16 protein-coding genes and 2 pseudogenes are annotated in these 20,063 nt (G+C 37.4%); all 18 read right to left on the bottom strand.

Annotated elements, in window-relative coordinates; translation table 11 throughout:
* Positions 1 to 15 precede the first annotated feature (15 nt).
* The 18 genes and pseudogenes from E4O00_RS01390 to E4O00_RS01305 all read right to left on the bottom strand — a co-directional run bounded on the left by E4O00_RS01390 (position 16) and on the right by E4O00_RS01305 (position 20,059).
* Positions 16 to 690 (bottom strand): DUF2715 domain-containing protein, encoded by a 675-nt coding sequence (locus E4O00_RS01390; RefSeq protein WP_253678218.1) that lies wholly within the window; start codon positions 688 to 690, stop codon positions 16 to 18.
* A 355-nt stretch (positions 691 to 1,045) separates the two neighbouring features.
* Positions 1,046 to 2,252, bottom strand: a pseudogene (gene pepT / locus E4O00_RS01385) (peptidase T).
* Between the two features lie 118 nt (positions 2,253 to 2,370).
* Positions 2,371 to 4,361, bottom strand: a pseudogene (locus tag E4O00_RS01380) (ATP-dependent helicase).
* 56 nt (positions 4,362 to 4,417) lie between these two features.
* Complete coding sequence (locus tag E4O00_RS01375; protein WP_253678217.1) at positions 4,418 to 6,040, bottom strand: hypothetical protein; 1,623 nt, start codon at positions 6,038 to 6,040, stop codon at positions 4,418 to 4,420.
* 201 nt (positions 6,041 to 6,241) lie between these two features.
* Positions 6,242 to 6,778: a P13 family porin gene (locus E4O00_RS01370; RefSeq protein WP_253678216.1), complete on the bottom strand. Its 537-nt coding sequence runs from the start codon at positions 6,776 to 6,778 to the stop codon at positions 6,242 to 6,244.
* A 122-nt stretch (positions 6,779 to 6,900) separates the two neighbouring features.
* Positions 6,901 to 7,869, bottom strand: coding sequence for a hypothetical protein (locus tag E4O00_RS01365; protein ID WP_253678215.1), 969 nt, complete (start codon positions 7,867 to 7,869; stop codon positions 6,901 to 6,903).
* Positions 7,870 to 7,905: 36 nt separating this feature from the next.
* Positions 7,906 to 8,265 (bottom strand): 50S ribosomal protein L19, encoded by a 360-nt coding sequence (gene rplS, locus E4O00_RS01360; protein WP_002670222.1) that lies wholly within the window; start codon positions 8,263 to 8,265, stop codon positions 7,906 to 7,908.
* A complete protein-coding gene (gene trmD / locus E4O00_RS01355) occupies positions 8,258 to 8,989 on the bottom strand; it encodes a tRNA (guanosine(37)-N1)-methyltransferase TrmD (RefSeq protein WP_253678214.1) in 732 nt (243 codons plus the stop codon). The genes rplS and trmD overlap by 8 nt, the downstream gene beginning before the upstream one ends.
* Positions 8,986 to 9,525, bottom strand: a complete 540-nt coding sequence (gene rimM / locus E4O00_RS01350) for a ribosome maturation factor RimM (protein WP_253678213.1) — start codon at positions 9,523 to 9,525, stop codon at positions 8,986 to 8,988. Before rimM ends, trmD begins: the two co-directional genes overlap by 4 nt.
* Before the next feature lie 2 nt (positions 9,526 to 9,527).
* A complete protein-coding gene (locus E4O00_RS01345; protein WP_002670215.1) occupies positions 9,528 to 9,761 on the bottom strand; it encodes a KH domain-containing protein in 234 nt (77 codons plus the stop codon).
* 37 nt (positions 9,762 to 9,798) lie between these two features.
* Entirely contained in the window at positions 9,799 to 10,044 is a 246-nt protein-coding gene (gene rpsP / locus E4O00_RS01340; RefSeq protein ID WP_010692354.1) for a 30S ribosomal protein S16, read from the bottom strand.
* Between the two features lie 323 nt (positions 10,045 to 10,367).
* On the bottom strand, positions 10,368 to 13,049 hold the full coding sequence (locus E4O00_RS01335) for a right-handed parallel beta-helix repeat-containing protein (protein ID WP_253678212.1): 2,682 nt from the start codon (positions 13,047 to 13,049) through the stop codon (positions 10,368 to 10,370).
* A 152-nt stretch (positions 13,050 to 13,201) separates the two neighbouring features.
* Positions 13,202 to 14,272 (bottom strand): nicotinate-nucleotide--dimethylbenzimidazole phosphoribosyltransferase, encoded by a 1,071-nt coding sequence (gene cobT / locus E4O00_RS01330; RefSeq protein ID WP_253678211.1) that lies wholly within the window; start codon positions 14,270 to 14,272, stop codon positions 13,202 to 13,204.
* 226 nt (positions 14,273 to 14,498) lie between these two features.
* Positions 14,499 to 16,331, bottom strand: coding sequence for an ABC transporter ATP-binding protein/permease (locus tag E4O00_RS01325; RefSeq protein ID WP_253678210.1), 1,833 nt, complete (start codon positions 16,329 to 16,331; stop codon positions 14,499 to 14,501).
* A gap of 14 nt (positions 16,332 to 16,345) precedes the next feature.
* The gene (locus tag E4O00_RS01320) at positions 16,346 to 18,463 is read right to left on the bottom strand and encodes an ATP-binding cassette domain-containing protein (protein WP_253678209.1); all 2,118 of its coding nucleotides are present in this window, start codon (positions 18,461 to 18,463) and stop codon (positions 16,346 to 16,348) included.
* A gap of 57 nt (positions 18,464 to 18,520) precedes the next feature.
* The gene (locus E4O00_RS01315; RefSeq protein WP_253678208.1) at positions 18,521 to 19,111 is read right to left on the bottom strand and encodes a hypothetical protein; all 591 of its coding nucleotides are present in this window, start codon (positions 19,109 to 19,111) and stop codon (positions 18,521 to 18,523) included.
* Complete coding sequence (locus E4O00_RS01310) at positions 19,095 to 19,265, bottom strand: hypothetical protein (RefSeq protein WP_253678207.1); 171 nt, start codon at positions 19,263 to 19,265, stop codon at positions 19,095 to 19,097. Before E4O00_RS01310 ends, E4O00_RS01315 begins: the two co-directional genes overlap by 17 nt.
* 92 nt (positions 19,266 to 19,357) lie before the next feature.
* Positions 19,358 to 20,059, bottom strand: coding sequence for a pseudouridine synthase (locus tag E4O00_RS01305; protein ID WP_253678206.1), 702 nt, complete (start codon positions 20,057 to 20,059; stop codon positions 19,358 to 19,360).
* Positions 20,060 to 20,063: the final 4 nt, after the last annotated feature.

The following is a 20,063-nucleotide window of genomic DNA, read 5'->3' as shown; positions in this document are numbered from 1 at the left end:
AAAAAAACAACTAAGTTAAATTCTAAAAGTTGCTGCTATCCTTAAAGTAAAAATATTACCGAAGCCGACTGTCCCGCCGATTTTATTATTGTCATCTGCAATATTAGATTTTTCCTTACTAAGTACAAGCCCTGAAAAACTTATCATATCATGCAAGCCTACAGTAATGCCGAAATATTTTGTAAAAATATATTGAAAGCCGAGATGCAAAGCAATCGGTGTCCATGCATGATAAAAATTCTCAAGCCTCTGTTTATTTAGGTGAGTCCAAAACCTACCTGATGCAAGACCGGGACCGATACCGGCATGAATACTGAAGGGCTGTTTTACTCCGAATGTATAACCAAAAAGCATTTGACCGTCCCATATAAAACCTTTTGTTTTGATTGTTTCATTACCGAATCCGCCTCTTTTATACATTGTAATAGGAAATGCTGCATTATTAATAAGACTGAATGTAAAACCGGTTTTTTCATGAATAAAATGTGCATCAAGCCCCATCGAAGGAGCGGGAAGGGTATATGTTACAGCCTTATCTGAAAGCTCAATTTTTTCTCCGGTTATAATAAGTTCATAACTCCGCACGCTATACGCCGACAATCCTATACCCGGAGAAAAAACTATTTCCGCTGCAAAACTATTTACCGCACAGACTACAATACATAAAAGGGGGATAAGTATTTTTTTCATTGGTGCACCTCCAATTTAAAAGCATACTACAAGACTCTATCCATAAAATACAATTACGGAATCGAGTCTTGTAATAATTTTAATTTTTAATGACTAATATTCTTTATTTTGCCTATAAGCCGGTCTATAGGCATAACAACCACATAAGTCACCTATCTCCAGCCTTTTGCCGAAGATTCGTCTGCAACAGCCGCTGAACAGATAATCTGTGCAGCAAGCTTAACTTTTTTATTTCCAAAACGCCTATTAAATTCGGAATAATCCTTGATGTTATGGTAATACTATACCACTAAAATGTCAAGTATTATTATTTATCGAATAAAGATTTAATAGTATTTTTTACGGTGCGATTCTTTTACTTGGCGTTGTTCTCTACAATTTTTACAACAAGCTCAATTCCCTTTTCGATAGATTTTGTAGGGATGAGCTCGAAGCGGCCGTGAAAATTATAGCCGCCTGCAAAAAGGTTAGGACAGGGAAGCCCCATAAAAGAAAGACGGGCTCCGTCAGTTCCTCCCCTTATCGGAACTATATGGGATTCGATACCAACATCAGTCATCGATTTTTTTGCAAGCTCGATTATTTCCATGTGGGGCTCGATTTTTTCTTTCATGTTGTAATAAGAATCTTTCATCTCCATCTTGATTATGTTTCCGTATTTTTTATTTAAAAAATCAACTGCATTTTTCATAAGTTCTTTTTTATGAAGGAAGCTTTCCATAAAGTGATCGCGGATAATGTAGGACATCTTTGTAAAATCGACACTGCCTTCGATAGAGGTTAAATGAATAAAACCCTCATAGCCTTCGGTGTATTCGGGTTTTTGCTCTTCGGGAAGCATGTTTTCCAATTCACGCGCTGCAGAAAGGGAGTTAATCATCGTGTTCTTTGCAGAACCGGGATGCACATTCTTTCCCTGAATCTCAATCTTAACGCTTGCAGCATTAAAGTTTTCGTATTCAAGCTCACCCAAGGGGCCGCCGTCTACAGTGTAAGCAAAGTCCGCTCCGAATTTTTTTTACATCAAAAAGGTCGGCACCTCTTCCGATTTCTTCATCGGGGGTAAAGCCGATTTTTATTTCGCCGTGTTTAATTTCGGGATGAGCCAAAAGATATTCGACAGCACCCATGATAATCGTAATGCCCGCCTTATCATCGGCACCCAAGAGGGTCGTTCCGTCGGTTGTGATAATCTCCTGCCCTTCAAGCTCTTTTAAGAAGGGAAAATCTTTGACGGTCATGGTGTACTCATCGTTGAGTTTAATATCCCCGCCCTTGTATACAAAGACCTTAGGATTGACACATTTTCCGTCCAAGTCCGGAGCCGTGTCCATGTGAGCTATAAAGCCGATTGCGGGAACCTTTTTATCGGTGTTTGCAGGAAGGGACGAATAAACATAGCCGTGCTTATCCTGCTCGGCCTTTAAACCCATATCGGTCAATTCTTTTGCAAGATATTTTCCAAGTTCAAGCTGCCCGGGAGTGCTGGGACAGCATTCATTTTCTTCATTGGACCTGGTGTCCATCGAAATATATTTTTTAAATCTTTCAAGATAGTGCATAGAACCTCCATAAAAGTGTTGAGTCTTTACGGCAATCAGCCTAACACTTTTGGGGGCTTGTGTAAAGGGGGGAGACGGCCCAATCCTTGATTGTTTTATTGTAACAAAATCTTTTTCCCTACATCGAAAACTTCTTTTTCATTTGGCTGAAAATATCGGCGATGCGTTCTTCTTCGGCTTGGGCGTCGGGCTCGTGGTATTCGACAAGGTCGGAAGGAATTTCATCCAAAAAGGGAGAGGGAGCACATTCGGCGATTCCTCCCTGCTTCCGCCTTTGCCGGCAGCTTGTGATAAAAAGTTTTTGCTGAGCCCTCGTAATGGCAACATAGAAAAGGCGGCGCTCTTCTTCGACATCTCCGTCATTTTCTTCAACACTCCGCGCATGGGGAATAAGGCCGTCCTCGGCTCCCGCAATAAATACGACAGGAAACTCCAAGCCCTTTGAAGAGTGAATGGTCATAATGTTTACCTCACCCTTATCTTCTTCAGTATCGTCGCGGGTTAAAAGGGTAATACGGTTAAGATAATCGTATAGGCTTGCGTCCCAATTGTCGGGGTTGTTTTCCCAATCGTCCATCGAGCGTAAAAAACTTTCGATGTTCATCATTTTAAATTGGGCGGCCTTTTCGCTTTTTTTGATACTCGGCGATAAGGTACTCGTTATAGGCAATGTCGTCCAAGAGCTTTCTTACCTTTTGAGCAAGGCCCTTCCCCGAAAGAAGATGGGTGCGGTGAGTGCTTATAAGCTCGGCAAATTCTTTTAAGTCTTCGATACTCTTTCCCCTCATATCCTCAGGAGGATTTTCAAGGAGGAGACGTATGGCCGTCCGCATAGAGCACTCATTTTCGGTTGCGAGGGCCGAAAGGGTTTCGAGAGTTTTTTTGCCTATGCCCCGCCTAGGCGTGTTTATAATGCGCAAGAGGTTTACATCATCGTCGGGGTTTGCAACCACTCGCAGATAGCTTATAAGGTCTTTTATTTCCTTACGCTGAAAAAAACTTGTTCCCCCCGACATTCTATACGGAATGTTTACTTCCAAAAAGGATTCTTCCAAGGGGCGGCTTAAACTATTGGCCCTGATTAAAACTCCGAAGTCTGAATATTTAAAGCCCTCCCTTTGCTTTAAGCTTAAAATCATGTCCGAAATAAAGTCGGCTTCAGCAGCCTCGTTTTCGGGTATAAAAATTTCGATAGGCCGACCAGAATCTTTTTTCCGACCAAAGGGCCTTAACCTTGCGGTTTACGTTATGAGAAATTACTCCGTTTGCGGCAGCTAAGATTGTACCCGTGGAGCGGTAGTTTTGTTCAAGTTTTATTTCAACCATTTCGGGGAAGTCTTTTTCAAAGGTGCGGATATTTTCAAAGCTCGCACCCCTCCACGAATAAATAGATTGATCGTCATCGCCTACCACGCAGATATTTTTGTCTGCGATGAGCTTCATAAAATTGTATTGCTGGGTGCTGGTGTCCTGAAATTCGTCAACCATTATGTATTGGTATCTTTCGCGGTATTCCGCCAAGACCTCGGGGTGTTCTTTAAATATTTTTATGGGAAGCATTATAAGGTCGTCAAAATCTACGGCATTGTAAAGTTTAAGCCCTTCCTGATATTCTTTATAAAGAGCCTTGTACGAATCATGTTCGTTTGTCCAATCCTTTCTTCCCATTTTGATGTTTGAAAAAAGAATGCCGACCTTGTAAACATCCAAGGCATCCGCCGAAAATTTAAGCTCCCTTCCGCATTCTTTAATCAGCTGATTGCGGTCGGTCTCGTCATAAATACTGAAGTTACTCCTCCAGCCTATTTTGTCGATATGGGCACGCAGGACCTTGACTCCAAAGGCGTGAAAGGTGCTCACGGTCAGGTTTTGAAGTTTTTTACCGGTGAGTTCCTTTACCCGATCTGCCATTTCCTTAGCGGCCTTGTTGGTAAAGGTGAGGGCCAAAATCTGAGACTGAGGAATTCCCTTGTCGAGCATGTGGGCAATTCTAAAAGTGATAACGCGTGTTTTCCCCGAACCGGCCCCCGCAATTATAAGCACGGGCCCGTTAATTGTCGTAACGGCTTTAAACTGTTCGGGATTAAGACCTTCAGTAAATTCATTCATAGGAAGGGTGAGTATATCAGAAAAATGGGAAAGTTTCTATAACTTAAAACGGGAAATTAAAGCTTAAGCCCCTTAATCCAGTCCTCTATTATCGGCTCCAAGGTCTTTACATCGAAGCCTAATTTTAATACTTGAACCCTCTGCTCGGAGATGCCCCAGTTTTGGTAAGGATTATCGTAGTTTTCATCAAAGAAATCGTAGATAAAATTCTCGGCATCGTTTTGCTCGTTACCGAACATCGAAATTTTTTGAACAGCGGACCTTTCAAGAACCTTTCTGATTGAAGGCCTTATGCCTTCAAAAAAGAGGCCCTTGTGAATTTGATATTTATCGCCTCTCATGGTCTTAATCATTTCGGATATGGAGCCTGAAGGATTCATCTCAAGTTTAGGCCTTTCAAAATAAGAACTCAAAATAGGTTCTTCTTTTTTAGTTTCTGTAAGATTTTCTTTTTTTACAATATCCTTTTTAAGTTTCTCTTTTTCAAGTTTGATGTTTTCGGATTTCTGTTTTTCGATTTTTGCATTTTTAACTTCCTCGGCTTTTTTATCCTTAGCAGTTTCATTGTTTGGTGCAGTCTTATCTTTTTGCCCGGCAGCTCCTGAAGTTTTTGTAAGTTTTTTCAGATTTTTCTTTTCAGCTTTTTTGTTGGGAGTCTTTTTTTCTTTTTTAGGTTTTACCTTCTCTTTTAAAGGAGCTTCTTCATCGGAGGTCTTATCAATAATTTCTTCTTTCTTTTTTACAGGCTCAATAGAAAGTTTTACTCTGGCCCATTCTCTTTGAAGATAAAGGTCTCCGCTTATGCTGTAGTAGTAACCGTTTACAAGGTTCAATAAAACGGCCTGCAAAATTTCTTCATCCTTCCAGCTTCTAAACCTTCCGATTTTTACGGCTTGAAAAATATTAAAATTATTGGTCTTATATTTTCGGCTGTACAGCAAGACAATATTTTCAAATCCGCCGTCAGCATAAACCGGCCAATACTTTAAGGTGTAGGCTATAACCTGATCTTCTATTCTCTTAATATCGGGAGAAATAATTATCGCATCTATTTGTTCTTTTGTAAAAACAATTCTGGAAAAGTCAAAAGTTTTAGGAGGCTTGTAGGCAGCCCGTTCTCTTTTTTGCTGTAACAAAATTTCGGCCTGCTCATCACGATAAGCCTTTACTGATGAAAGGGTATCGGTAACATAGAGGCGGATAAGCTCTGCCGATTTTTTCATAGCCGCCTGTTTAAAACCTATGATATCCGCATAGCGAGCATATTTTTCGGTAAACGAAATCGAAGCAAACCTGTCGGAAGAAACGGCTGAAACTATTTTTTCGCATTCTTGAACAACATTGTAAACATCGTTTGTATCAAGATTGGCCGTTCTTTCGGTAATAAAACCTATTACCTGCTTAATCTGCATGATGGTTTTTTGAGCAAGCTGAATTAAATTTGCAGTCAGTAATTCCTGAAAATGTTGCGAACCCTGCCGATATGATGACATAAGATCATAACGCATCACATCATCAGGATATTTCCGCTTTAATTTTCCGTTATATAATAAAAGGGCTTCGTTTAAGCGTCCGGTTTTTCTAAGTTCAAAATATCTTTCAATATCAAGATCGTCCGTAAGGCTTACTTGCGGATATTCTTGTTTTAAGACTTGTTTTTCAAGTTCAGTTATTTCCATAAAAAGCCGCCGATTTTAGGCAAAAATTGTAAAGCTATAATATAGCAAAAAAGGAAAAAAAACAAGCTCAACGGCCGAATTTAAAAAAATTATCAATTAAATCTTATATTCAATGCAAGGCCCATTCCTTTAGGGCTTATTATCGGCATAGGAGTAAACGATACCTTGTCGGTTTTTTTTATCAAAACCGAATTCAATGTTTTATTGTAATTTATTACATATAAGCTTGACGTAAAATACGAAACGGCACGGTTTACTATAGCAATAATGCCGGCTGTGATACCACCATAAAGAGCAATGTTTAAATTTTTTCAAATCTGAAGCCAGAGCTTCCTTGTGATATAAGGAAGGACTAAGAAAGATTTTCATACCATGAATATAAAATGCAATACCAAGAGATGTCGCCAAAATATCAATTCCGGCATGTACACATCCTCCTACAATATCTCCGCAAGCAAAATTACCGCTTCCGAACCCAATAAAAATATTCAGTAAAAGAGGTCGTATTATATTTTTTTTGTATTTTTCTTGCAGTAATAAAATTTGCTCAGAACTTAAATTTTTTGAGTATTCAGAAATTAAGCTTTTATTTTTAAAAAGACTTTTATTGATGAGCTGATCGACAGTCAAATAATAAGAAAAATTTTCATCATCTTCTTTGGCTTCTTTAATTTTCTCTTCAGAATACAAAGATATACCTACAAGCAAAGTTAATAGAAACATAAATAATTTTTTCATCACACTACCTCCAACCATACTAGAATTCTAAACTGAGTTTAAAATTCTGTCAAGCCGAAAATATAGAAAAACTTTAATATGGTAAAATAGACCTGATTTTAATTAAGATTATTTAATAAATATCAAACCCTTAAATCTACTGATAGAGGAGGTCCGCATTTTGACGGTTCCCCATAGCGGACAAAAACGGAGGAGGTTTCCGAATCGAAAAAGCCTGTTTCCGTTAAGCAGGAAGTAAAAAGTTTTTCCAAATCGGCTTTTTCTTTTTGAGAAAGCTCAGCGTTTTCACGCATAAATGAAAACTCTTTATCCTGCAAAGAAAAGATCCAAGATTCACCTTCATCGGAAGATTCTTTTTTAAAATTGCACCTAAGTACCAGAGATTTAAGTTCTTTTAAGCCTATATTCAGCAAGAGGGCCAAGGAACCGGCTGCCTTGGAAGAATCGAATTCTCTTTCAAAGGGAAGGATAATCCAATGGAGTCCCCCGCCTTTTAAATGGTTTATCATCTCCAAGACCTCATCGTCATTTTTATCTCTGCCGCCGCCGAAAACAGCTGCATAGATTTGAGAAAAAAGCTCATCGGAAAGTTCAAGTCCCTTGCTTTCGATGAGGGAGGCGGCAAAGGCTCCTCTTTCTTTTTCTTTTAAAGATGCCCGGTCTGAGGCCTTGCCTGCAGGCTTGTCTGTTTTTTTGTGCAAAAAGTTAAAAATGCGGTTTATCGATTTTTCGTCAAGACGGCTTTCTGTTGCGGTAAAAAAGGCGATAATGTTTGAGATTAATTCGTTTTGAGGGAGACCAAGTTTAGAAAAGACATCCTTTGAAGAAGATGCCTCGTTTCCTTTTTCGGGGAAGAGAAAAATTCTGTCTCCCTCTATCAACACCCGCATCTTTAAGCTGGTGCCTTCTTTGAGAGTACCTGAAACATTCCCCTCAAAAATATGGCCGTTAAAAAAAATACGGGCTGCTCCGTCCGTCTTTAAGCTTAAAATTTTGGCATTTACAATGTCGCCGTTTTTTAAGCTCATCGAAGCTGAGTCAGCCCGTCTTGAAGCGGTAAAAAAAAGTTTTGTACCGTCCGTATAAATCACGAAGTTTTTCGCTGATTTAAAATTTTAAACTCAAAACTATGAGTTCTTTTTGGTGATAAGGGTCTTAATCTTAGCGGCCTTACCTACCTTGTCTCTGATATAGTAAAGCTTGGCTCGGCGTACCTTTCCGGGGCGTACCACTTCAACCTTGGCAATTCGAGGTGAATGAAGAGGGAAAACGCGTTCAACGCCTACACCATAAGAATTTTTTCGTACAGTGAATGTTCTTCCGATTCCGGAATTTTTAAAACAGATTACCAAGCCTTCATAAACCTGAATTCGCTCGGTCTTTCCTTCAACGATTTTAAAGTGAACTTTAACCGTATCTCCTACGCGGAAAACGGGAGGGTTTTCAGCCTTTTGCTGAGCTTCAATTTTCATAATAAGATCACTCATTTTCAAACTCCTTAAATATTTTTTCTGCTTCCTTTGTCCACGTTCCGCAATTTCTTGCTTTTTCGATAAGTTCGGGTCGGTTTTTAAGCGTCTTTTCGATACGCTTTTTCAGCCTCCACTTATGGATGTTTAGGTGGTGTCCTGAAAGGAGCACTTCGGGAACCTCTCTTCCCTTAAAATTTCTTGGTCTTGTATATTGCGGATACTCAAGCAAAAATCCTGAAAAACTTTCCTCTTCAAGCGACTCATCCGATATAACTCCGTCTATCAGGCGGTAAACAGCATCGATTATCACCAGGGCAGCAAGCTCGCCTGAGGACATAACGTAGTCGCCGACCGAGATTTCATCATCGACATATTCGTCGATAATTCTCTGATCGATGCCTTCGTATCTTCCGCAGACAAAGACGAGCTCTTCTTCTAAAGAAAGCTCTTTTGCAAGCTCTTGGTTGAAGGGCTTCCCGGAAGGAGTAACATAGATTACTCTTTTAGAAGAAGCATTAACCGAATCCAATGCGAGGCTTAAGGGTTCCGGTAAGAGCAACATTCCGGCTCCCCCGCCGTAAACGATGTCATCGCATGAGCGGTGCTTGTCAAAGGCAAAGTCTCTGATGTTTACCAAGTTGCAGCTAATAATTCCCTTTTCTACAGCCTTAGCCATAATCGAAGTTTTAAAAAAAGCTTCGGGTATTTCGGGGAATAAGGTCAGCACATCGAATCTCATTCAAGAATCCAGCGGTGCATGAGCTCCACGGTTTTAGCCTTTAAGTCGATTTTTCCGATAAATTCCTTGTTAAAGGGAACATAAAAGCTCGATTCCGCAGCAGCCTCGGAGGTTTTGCCGGCTATTTCTAAGAGGTAACCGCCTCCGCCTTCTGCTACACTTGTTATTTTTCCAACAAGAGTTCCTTCGCATACAAGATCACAATTACAAAGATCATGGACATAAACTTCACCCTCCTCAAGGGGGGCGGCCTTGTCCCTAGGAATAAACAATTCCGAACCCGTCAAACACTTGGCGGCTTCGGGGCTGTCTATCCCCTTAAATTTTATGAGAGCATCGGCCTTTCTTAAATTAACTTCTTCAATTTCAAACCAGCCGTCTTTATACTTTTGCTCTCTTAATTTTTCCTGCGGGATACTTAAAAAAACTCTGTCAAATCCTAAAAAATGCCCGTATTCCCCGGAAAAACTTTCAACTTTTACAAATCCTTCGACCCCGAAGGTACCGCAGATTCGTCCTGTTGCCAGCAAATCCATTATTAGTCTACAATTTCAAGCGAATAACGCTTTCCCGACTTTCCTGCACTTGCACTCAGCAAGGTTCTGATCGACTTTGCGATTCTTCCCTGCTTTCCGATTACCTTGCCGATGTCGCCGGAGGCTACTTTAAGCTCGATGACAGTGCCCTTTTCGTTTTCGCTTTCCGATACCGTTACGGCGGAAGGATCGTCAACAAGGGATTTGGCAATGTATTCTATTAAATCTTTTTGCATTTTGTTTTCCTTTTCACTTCTTCAAGTGATTTTACACTTATAGAGTGAATTCTTTTTTGTTAAGTAAGCGTCTAACCGTGTCGGTGGGCTGTGCGCCTTTTCCCAACCAGTTTCTAACCTTATCGGCATCAAAAGAAATCTGCTTTTCTGCCGTTTCGATCGGATGATAAATGCCGACTTCATCGATGGTTTTGCCGTTTCTGGGCTCTCTGGCATCCTGAACAACAATTCGATAATAAGGGCGTTTTTTAGTTCCGAGTCTCTTTAGTCTGATCTTTACCACATAAACCTCCCGGGATTAACCCAAAATTTCAATATAAACCCCATATTTTAATGAAAACAGGGGTAAGAACGCATAATACTATAAAGAAAAGAATTAGTCAATAGGGAATTCACATTATGCACTAATCTGCCGCCCTTATCTTTGCCACTGAATCAGCTATGGTAAAATTTTATCCTTCAAGCGGTTCAACTCGGTATTATTATCTATTCTCATTATTTTGACAGATTTTTATTGATATGCCGATGACCGGCAGGCAAATTATATTTACCTAAAGAGTAAACTATCGGGCTAGAGCCTGTTTCAACAACATTTTTTAAATCGGCCTACTTACCGCTTGTTACTAACGGTTTGAGACGGCCATCTGCGTTGACTATCCATTTTATTGGACTGTTTCCGGCTTGATCTGTTACAGGGAAAATCTCGTGCCATGAAGCATTTTCTTCTCCACTCAATATTTCTTGTTCTGAATATTGGGAAGGAGTTATTTGTGCTGCCGCACCAAGCCCCCTGCCCGAATACCTTATCTTACCGGAATTGGAACCCTCAACTACCGTATATACATCATTGCGGTTAAGAGCTGTCCCCGTCTTTATCGGCATAACTTGAGACAATTGCTGAGTTCTGGTTATATGCAAAATTCTATTTTTACCCACATAAATACCGCTTCCGCAAGCTTGATCATCACGAATATTCTCAAATGAATTCTCTTTAATAATTGTGCCTTTATTACCGCTATCTGCTTCCAAATCCGATACCGTGCACATAGTATTAGATAAAAAAGCAGATGTATCTTCGATATAGATACCCGCTCCATATTGTTTTTGAGAATTGTTTACAGGTTTTATTTTGTTATTCTGAACATCGCATCCCAAAAACGATATTTTCGATGCAGAGCCAATATAGATTCCTCCGCCCTTATGTATCCTTTCTCCATTATTTGCTATAATATTATTGCTAATCATCGTATCTTTAAACTCTGCACTATATAACTGAGCTTCCATATAAATGCCGCCGCCGTGTCCGTTTGCATTATTTTTTGAAATTAACGAATCATTTATTTTAATTATGGATGTTATGTGTTTTATGTACATACCGCCGCCATTACCTATTATGCTGTTAACATTTTCAAATCCCGCAGTATTATTAACGATAGATGAAGATTTGATAGATAAAGCTCTCACAGAGTCTACATATATACCGCCGCCGCCTTCATATCCGATATTTTTTTGAATAAGGGCATAATTTATATTTACTTCACCTCCGTTTATATAAATACCTCCTCCACATTTATTTGATGTATCTTTAGCATTTGCCCTACAATTTATAATTTTTACAGTCTCATTTTGAGAGCCTGCAATTTTAAGATTGCCTAAATCGCAAGCTATACCGCCTCCCTGCCTGGCCTTATTGTGTTTTATCTCTACGCCGCCGTTAATAATACAGTTTGCGTTTAACCCTATATATATAGCCCCTCCCCTGCCTTCTATCTGAGCTCCTCCTAGTGCTATATTTTCATTATCCGCATCTTCACCGCCTATAACTGTTCCCTTATTTATAATACATCCGTCAGATTTCGTTGAAATTATATAGATACCGCCCCCATCAGAAGCTTGATTTTTATAAATTCTAGTTTCTTGACTTTCTTTTATGCCTATTTTACAAGAACCGTTCGTACCTACATATATAGCCCCGCCTCTGGCTGCATTATTGTAATAAAAATCACAATCATCTATTTCACAATTACCATTTTGAATATATAATGCACCTCCGTCACCCATATTATGAGTTAAGCCTGTAGAATTATCACTAAAGATGCAATTTTTAACCTTTAATTTACCTGAAGAAAGAACAGCAGCTCCATTTTCATCATCATTACTGCAACGACCGCCGGTAAGAGTTAAGCCTTCAAGTATAAGCTCCTTATTTGATTCAAGTTTGAATATACGGTGAGAGGGTTTTCCCCCAGTATCTTTATTTGCATTTATCTTATCGGTATTTTTTCCGTTTTTTCCCTTTATAGTTAGATTCTTATCTATGATAATTTCTCCAAAATTTGTACCATCATTTTTAGCCGTAATGCTTCCGTCTATAATTATTGTGTCGCCATCTTTAGCATTTTCAACGGCAAGTTTTAAGTTTTTCCATTCGCCGGAAACATTTATAACTTCAGGCTTTATTAGGTCTACTGGTTTTTCAGGAGAGCAAAGGCCGGCTTTGTCAATTAATTGTATTGAGTATTTTTTACGTGTACCGCCGACTTCAACATCGGTTTTATAACAAAGCATCCATTTTTCATGACTAAGCCCTATGTCTGTAGGTGCCGCTCCGGTTAGAGACTTAACGGCTGCTGCCGATATAAGTTTTGATCCGGCTATATTAAAATCGTTACCGGCTTCATTAATTTTAATCTTAATTTTTTCAGATTTACCATCATTTGAATTTATTTGAAGAAATTCAAGATCCTTATGCAAAAGCTCGTTATTTATATATTTTTCCATCTCGGAGGCTTTAAGGCAGATAACATAGTACCATTTGCCTTCAGTTTCAACTCTACCGAGATCCTTATACTCAGGTTCCTTAGGAGGAGTGTTTACAAGAAGTTTTAAAGTATATGTTCCGAATTTTCTTCCATCATGATTGTAAAGGGTAATTGCAGGATTTAATTCTTTAATTCCCCATTCATATTTTTCTAAAAATTGTTGAGTAAGAGTAAGTTCCAAATTATTTGCATTTAATTGCCTTAGAGCATAATCGTTATCAAAAACAGGAGTACCGGAACTTAAGGAACCGGAAACTCCGTTTGCAAAGGTTACTATGTCGGCAGGGGCATCGTGATCACCAGGCATTTTTAGTTGATTACTGCCTGGGTTTATAATTTTTAAATTTATCGATTTATTTGAATCACTTGATGTATAAAAATATCCTTGATTATCGGAAATTAAGCCGGGAACACTATCCATATCAAGCATGACAGTAGATGCCCAATAGGAAAATATATTATCCAAATCGGCCATCCACTGCTTGCATGAATTTAAAAGAGAAAAAATCATGAGAAATAACAAGAAAAAAACAGGCCTATTTTTCACACCTAATATTATATATATAAATGTATAAAATTACAATATTTTATTTAAAATTTACTCATTTTTTCCATTTTCTATACTCTTATATCCACCAAATCAGCCCCGTCTATCATGGTTTCGGTAAATTTTCCCATATTTTGCATTGTGAAAACGGCCCCTTCAAGCATCTTAAATAGAAGGGGACAGCCGCTTCCTTCGCCGAGCCTCATTTTCATGCCGAGAACAGGCTCAAGACCAAGTTCCGCTGTGCATATTTTAGCCCCCTTTTCTTCCGACTTATGAGAAGCAAAAAGGTAATCTCTTACAAGAGGATTTAAGCTTATGGCGCAGAGGGCTGCAAGGCCGGAAATATAGCCGTCGATTACGGCAGGAAGTCCGCGGGCAGCAAGACCTATGTAACAGCCGCACATTGCCGCGATATCGAAGCCTCCGACCTTCGAAATACAGTCTACCGCATCCCCTTTTTTGGGAGCATTTATTTCGATAGCTTTCTTTACGGTCTTAATCTTCAGCTCATACATCGCCTGTGTTGTAGAAGCACCGCGCCCGACAGTCAGCTCAGGATCTACCCCGCAAAGGCCTGCAAGAACTGCGGCCGTTGTGGTAGTATTGCAAATTCCGAGCTCCCCTATTCCGGCAATATCAAAGCCCTCATCGGCTATGGTAAAGGCAGCCTCTATTCCGGTTTCAATCATACGGATGCAGTCTTCCCTGCTCATCGCAGAGCCTTGGGCTATATTTTCTGTACCGCATTTTATCTTTTTGTTGATGACATCCTTCCGTTCACTTGTTTTTATCATCCCGACATCGTAAACCCTGATGCGGCTTCCTGCCCATTTTGAAACGGCACCTAAACCCGTCTTTCCGGTGTGCATAATCTCGGCAAGCAAGAATGTGGTAATCTGGGGCTGGGAGGTAATTTTTTCCGCATAGACCCCGTTATCGGCACAAAAAACAACCGTTATTTTTTTATCGATTTTTAGGTTGTCAAGCCCCTTGATTTTTGCAAGCCTGACCGTCATCTCTTCAAGTTCACCCAAGGAGCCCGGCGGATGAGCAAGACTGTCCCAAAAAAGCTTAGCCTTCTTCCCCTCTTCTTCCGAAACGGGTTTAATCGATTTTAGCGTGTTTTCTAAAATATTCATAAAGAACCTCTAAGTAAGTTTTTAAGCCGATTTAATTTTTATTCGTAAAAACGAGTAATTATACAACTCTGCTTATAAAAGAATCTTAAACCGATTTTGCATAAGAATACATTCTTATCGTTTCAAATTCCTTAAAATGTTTATTTTCTTCTAGTTATATATAATAACGCAAAACGGAAGTATTTGTCAATATTTTATATAAACAATAATTTTCAAAAACACAGTCTTACCCCAGCCTATAATAAACAACTGTCAAAATTATTACGGCAAAGATTGCAGAAACCAAGCTTGTATAAAATATTTCTAAAGAGAAGATTTTTATGATTTCTTTTTTGGTGTAGGCCAAAGAGCGGTAAATCCGGATCTCGTTTTTTCTTTCTAAGACAGTAGTGTAAAAAATAGAAATTAAGGACAAGATTGAAACTGAGCATATCAGTATAAGTAAAATTTTTGAGAAGTCAAAAAAAGAAGCTATCTTGTTATAAGCTATACTTACTCGTTTTTGATGTACTTCGTTCACTCTTATTTTTTTATTTTCTTTAAAGGCATTTAAAAGTTCAGTATGCTTTTCTGCGCTTAGATCTGTTTTATATAGCTTAAGGCCGTGTTTGTACAAGCCGCCTTTTTTTATTTCAAAAAGATTTGTAAAGCCATCTACAAAATAAACCGTGTGAGTTTTTTCGCTTACTTTTGTACTGTCGATAAGGCCGGTTATTTTAATCTTAGGCAAACGGTATTCTGCGACAAAGAAAAAAGCATTTTCAACCAGACTAAAAACATACTTATCATCAAGTTTGCCTGTATTAAATTGATCTTCCAATCTTTCCCCGCCGATTTTAAGCTCTTTAAGCAAGGCTATTGCACCCGATGAACTCATAAGAACTTCGTCAGCTTTTTTGGGGAAACGTCCGGCAGTTATTATTTTCTTAAAGTAATCGTTAGAGCTTATATCTTCCAGATTTGTATATGAAAGAACAGGCTTTCCTGCTTGAAGGCCTTCAATATAATTTGAACCTGCAATTTTTATTCTTGTATTATATGTATAGGAACAATGTTCAATATTAGGAAGCTCTTTGTATTGCATATTTAATTCTTCGACAAGAGTTTCATCACTTAGCTTTTCTTTTACGGCATCCAAAACACTTGTTTTAATGCCTTCTTGAAGATAGATATCATGCATATAGTTCTTAAAATAATCCGATTCCATAAAAATTGAAAACAATATAGAAAGGAAAATAAGGCCTATGATTATTATATTCCTGATACTAGCCTTCGCCCGCCCTTTTAAATTTTTCAAAGGTAAGTATCGTGTATTTTTCTTATACGAGTTATTTTTTTTCGGCACACTCAATTTGCTTTTAATTGAATTTCCTGATTCTGCGTTTATATCCTTAGTTATATTTTCATCCTTGAGAATTTGTCCGTCTATTAAACTTATAATTCTGTCGCTGTACTCATAAGCGAGTTCTTTATCATGGGTTACAAAGATTACGAGTTTTTCTTTTGAGATATCTTTTAGAATATCCATTATATGGTGTGCATTTTTTTTATCCAAACTTGAAGTCGCTTCATCGGCCAAAATAATATCAACCTCTTTTGCAAGCATTCGGGCAATTGCAAGTCTTTGTCTTTGTCCGCCCGATAATTGTGTAGGTTTCTTTTTTGTAAACTCTCCTATGTTTAAACTTTTTAATATAGAAACGGAATGTTCTTTCCGTTTTTTTATACCGCCGGTAATACTATCAGTCATACCTGCAATAATATTATCTTCACTTGATAAATGGTTTATTAAATTAAAGTCTTGAAAGACAAAGGCAATTTTACTTTTTCTGAATTCGTTATAGTCTTCAACTTTTTTATTATTATAAAAAATCTCTCCGGAATCAAAACTACATAAACCGCCGATTATATTTAAAATTGTAGACTTTCCGCCTCCGCTTCTGCCTAAGATACTTACCAAGCCCTTATCGTCGAAAACAATGTTTAAATCTTTAAGAACCCTTTGCTCCAAACCGGCTCTAATCTTATATGACTTATTTATATTTTTTAATTCAAGCATAGTTCCTCCAAACTTTACCTTATAAGTTCATCGATATTAGTTTTTTTAAGCTCAGAGCTTATCGAAATTATAATTATCAAAATGATTATAAGAAACGCTGCAGAGAGCGAAAAAATATCAAAGTTAAAAAGGCTCTTTAAATTTACTATTCTGCTGCAATCCAATAAGTTAATAAAATACTCACCCAAAAATAAGCTGATTATCATAAAAAAGAAAACCGATGCAAGGCAGACAAAAAAAGAAATAATCAATCCTTCTTTGATAAACATCTTTTTTAATTCCTTTGTTGTATAACCCAATGAGCGGTAAATGCCGATATCCTTACGTTTAGCCGTAATTAAATTTTTTAAGCCGTTATATGCCGAAAGCACGGCAATAACACCGAGAATAATTAATGTAAAGATTATACTTAATTTATAACCGTAAATATCATCAAGATATGATTTTCTTTCCAGCGAAATATTATCGCTTCCCTTAAAAATGGACTTAAACAAAAGGTAATTAGTGTGTACCTTTTTTCTGGTATCTAAATTTTCATCTATAAATATATCGAAATATGTAAATTTATAAGCAGTTTCAGAAAGATAAATCTTACTTAGATATTTAGTAAATTCTTCTTCCAAAAAATAAATATTTTCATTTACATAGATCGAATCGGAGATTTCTTCTTCCCCTAAATAAAAAGGATAATTTAAATTAATTCCGATATTACGCATAAAGGCAACAAAACCGGACACATCCATATCTTCATTAAATTTTTTCATTTCAAAAAAAAGGCCTTCATCAAAATCAGAGATGTATCTTAAGTCGTCGATTATACCTACAATCTTTAAATCTTCATCGTAAAAGTCGGAGTCCTTTGGAACCTTCCCTGCAAATTTGCAAACAGCTTTATACGAAATAGGAAGTTCTTTTAAGCGGTTAAATAAATCGCCGGCGGAAATATTTTTAATATCAATAAGATTATCAAAAGTATAAAGCAGTTTAAGTGCATAATATTTGCTGAATAAAATCTCTTTAGGATTTTCAGGAAAGCGTCCTGCAATTATATCTTCCGAAAAGCTCGCCTTATTTTTTTCCTGCATCATATTTATAAAAACGGGTAATTTTTCTTTTTCGAGTCTTATACTTGAAGGCAAGCCTAGAGTTAAACCGTAAATTTTTTCTTTAAATTTTCCGTTATAGTCTTCAATGTTTTGAAGCAAGGCGTTTAAACTCATACCAGCACTGCTTAAAGTAATTTTATCGGCCTTGTACTTACCGTAAAGATATTGATCTATTCCATAACTTACAGCCTTAAATGAGCCGATCGAAAATATAAATATTCCTAAAATAATAACTAAAAGTTGTAGCGAATTAAAAAGCTTTAATTTTTCGGATAGAATATTTATATAAAACCTGTTTTTAAAACTTGAATCTTCCGGCTTAATTTTATTTTCCGCTCTGCGTTCAATTTGTGAATCGGATTCAGGTTGAGTTTTTTCTTTTATAGATTTTAGTTTTTTATTATCGATAGTTAAAATTTCATCGGCGTATATCCTTGCCAATTCTTCATCATGGCTTACAAAGATAATTGTTTTGCCCTTAAAAACTTCTAAAATTAAATCGCAGATTTCAATCTTTGTTGTTTCGTCCAAACTTCCTGTAGGCTCATCACAAAGCAGGATATCGGTATTCCTTGCCAAAGCTCTTGCAATACTCGCCCGCTGTCTTTCGCCCGTAGAAAGCATAGAAGGTTTTTTATAAATATGTTCGGATAGGCCGACTTTTTTAAGTAAGTTAATTGCAAGCTCTTCTTTATTTTCTATACCGTTATGGAGAGCAATTACGATATTTTTTAATAAATTTTGATGCGGAATTAAATTACTGTCTTGAAAAATAAAGCTGATATTTTCCCGCCTAAATTTATCGTAATCTTGAATAGTTTCACCCTTATACAAAACCTCACCGGAATAGTTTTTGTCTATACCTGCAATTATATTTAAAAGACTCGATTTTCCGCAGCCCGATGGCCCAAAAATAAAACTTATTTTTCCCGAAGCAAAATTATGAGAAAGGTCATCCAAAACAATTTGTTTTTCATCTCCTACGGAATAGCTTTTAGAAATTGATTTTAATTTTATATCGTGCATATTTATATTTTAAATGCAATAGTTTGAGGTGTCAAGTTGATTTTTGGGAAATTTTGGTTATAAAACACGATAAAGCTGTACAAGGTCTTTTTTATTTTTTGTTATAATTTCAGTATCTAAAATTTGAAATCCGCTTTTTATATAAAAATTTATTACCTTTTCTATTTTTTCGCATTCAATAAAAACAATTTTTCCGCTGGTCAAATTTAAAATATTTTTTACTTGCTTTAAAACAATATCCATTAAATCAGAACCATTAATTGATTTTGATTTTTTATTGAAATTTTTACTAAACTGAGCAATAAGAATCGCAGGTATTTTATAAGAATTAGAATCTTTATCATAATATCCAAAACGGCTAATAATTTTTATTTCTGACTTTGATAGAACCTCTTTTTTCAAAGTTAACATCTTTGTAGCTAATGTAAAATATCCTAAAATGTCGCATCCTTTTTTTGAAGAAACCACAAGATAGGTAGATGAGGTATTAAGTTTTGTTGATTGGACTGCTTTTTCTTTCAAGAATTCTTCAACATCTTTATTTGTTGAAGAAAACACATCCGACATAGATTTAAAAAAAATCTCCCCTCCTTCTGTTGCTAATAGATCAAATAATCTAATAATTTCAAAACTATTTTCTTTTTTCATTTATCAGTTCTATTAGGCGTTCTTGAGAAAGTGTTACAATATTGATATCTTTTAACGGCCTTTGGTTCTCTTGTTCTGAAAATAATTTTACAAAATTACCGGCTTCTTTTTTTGTTTTTATAACAAAAGATTTTGCCAAACTTGATGTAGCCATCTCTCACCTCCATACTATTTAATTATACTATATTTTAATAAAAAACTAAAGCCTTTTGAAGCTTTTCTTATACGCTCTCGCTTAGAACAAGTCTACCCCAACAGCCCCTTAATTTCCTCAGCGGTGAGGGGGCGATGTTTGCCGGAGGGGAGGGAGCCTAATTTAACGCAGCCTATTCTGACGCGTGTAAGTTTTTTTATTTTGATATTAAAAAATTTTAAGACGCGGCGGATTTCGCGGTTTTTGCCTTCAATCAAGACTATGCGCATCTTGTTTTTGGCTAGGCGCTCAGCCGACAGGGCCTTATAAAAAACGCCTTCAATGCGCACTCCCCTTAAAAATTTTTGGAGAACCTCGTCGGGGTATTCAAAGACTGTTATTACCTCATATTCTTTTTCGATTTCGGAGGAAGGGTGCTCAACCCTTGCAGAAAAACCTCCGTCATTTGTAAAGATGATTGCCCCGCCCGAAAGCATATCCAAGCGGCCGATATTGTAAAGCCTTTCGGTGTAGGTATCTTTTAAGAGGGAGGCAGCGATGGGTCTATCCTTCTCATCGGCGAGGGAGCAAACATAACCTTCAGGTTTATTCAATAGAACATATCTTTTTTCGGCCTCGGGGAAAATTTGTTTTCCGTCAAAGCATATTTTTTCCTTACCGGAAACCTTTGTGCCGAGCTCCGTTACAATCTTGCCGTCAACAGCTACCCTTCCGTTTAGGATGAGATTTTCCGAGGCCCGGCGCGAAGCGATTCCGCAGCGGGCTAAATAAACTTGAAGTCTTATTTCTTCCATAAAA

The sequence above is a fragment of the Treponema sp. OMZ 788 genome, from assembly GCF_024181245.1.
Taxonomy (GTDB): domain Bacteria; phylum Spirochaetota; class Spirochaetia; order Treponematales; family Treponemataceae; genus Treponema_B.
The sequence above is the reverse complement of the archived record's forward strand: the minus strand, read 5'-3'. Positions and strand labels throughout refer to the sequence as shown.

What these genes read in the sequence shown, in the direction of transcription:
- rplS (WP_002670222.1), bottom strand. Translation starts at nt 8,265, where the DNA reads ATGAGTGATCTTATTATGAAAATTGAAGCTCAGCAAAAGGCTGAAAAC.
- E4O00_RS01390 (WP_253678218.1), bottom strand. Translation starts at nt 690, where the DNA reads ATGAAAAAAATACTTATCCCCCTTTTATGTATTGTAGTCTGTGCGGTA.
- E4O00_RS01310 (WP_253678207.1), bottom strand. Translation starts at nt 19,265, where the DNA reads ATGGCTACATCAAGTTTGGCAAAATCTTTTGTTATAAAAACAAAAAAA.
- E4O00_RS01315 (WP_253678208.1), bottom strand. Translation starts at nt 19,111, where the DNA reads ATGAAAAAAGAAAATAGTTTTGAAATTATTAGATTATTTGATCTATTA.
- E4O00_RS01370 (WP_253678216.1), bottom strand. Translation starts at nt 6,778, where the DNA reads ATGAAAAAATTATTTATGTTTCTATTAACTTTGCTTGTAGGTATATCT.
- rimM (WP_253678213.1), bottom strand. Translation starts at nt 9,525, where the DNA reads ATGGATTTGCTGGCAACAGGACGAATCTGCGGTACCTTCGGGGTCGAA.
- E4O00_RS01375 (WP_253678217.1), bottom strand. Translation starts at nt 6,040, where the DNA reads ATGGAAATAACTGAACTTGAAAAACAAGTCTTAAAACAAGAATATCCG.
- trmD (WP_253678214.1), bottom strand. Translation starts at nt 8,989, where the DNA reads ATGAGATTCGATGTGCTGACCTTATTCCCCGAAATACCCGAAGCTTTT.
- E4O00_RS01320 (WP_253678209.1), bottom strand. Translation starts at nt 18,463, where the DNA reads ATGCACGATATAAAATTAAAATCAATTTCTAAAAGCTATTCCGTAGGA.
- E4O00_RS01305 (WP_253678206.1), bottom strand. Translation starts at nt 20,059, where the DNA reads ATGGAAGAAATAAGACTTCAAGTTTATTTAGCCCGCTGCGGAATCGCT.
- cobT (WP_253678211.1), bottom strand. Translation starts at nt 14,272, where the DNA reads ATGAATATTTTAGAAAACACGCTAAAATCGATTAAACCCGTTTCGGAA.
- E4O00_RS01325 (WP_253678210.1), bottom strand. Translation starts at nt 16,331, where the DNA reads ATGCTTGAATTAAAAAATATAAATAAGTCATATAAGATTAGAGCCGGT.
- E4O00_RS01345 (WP_002670215.1), bottom strand. Translation starts at nt 9,761, where the DNA reads ATGCAAAAAGATTTAATAGAATACATTGCCAAATCCCTTGTTGACGAT.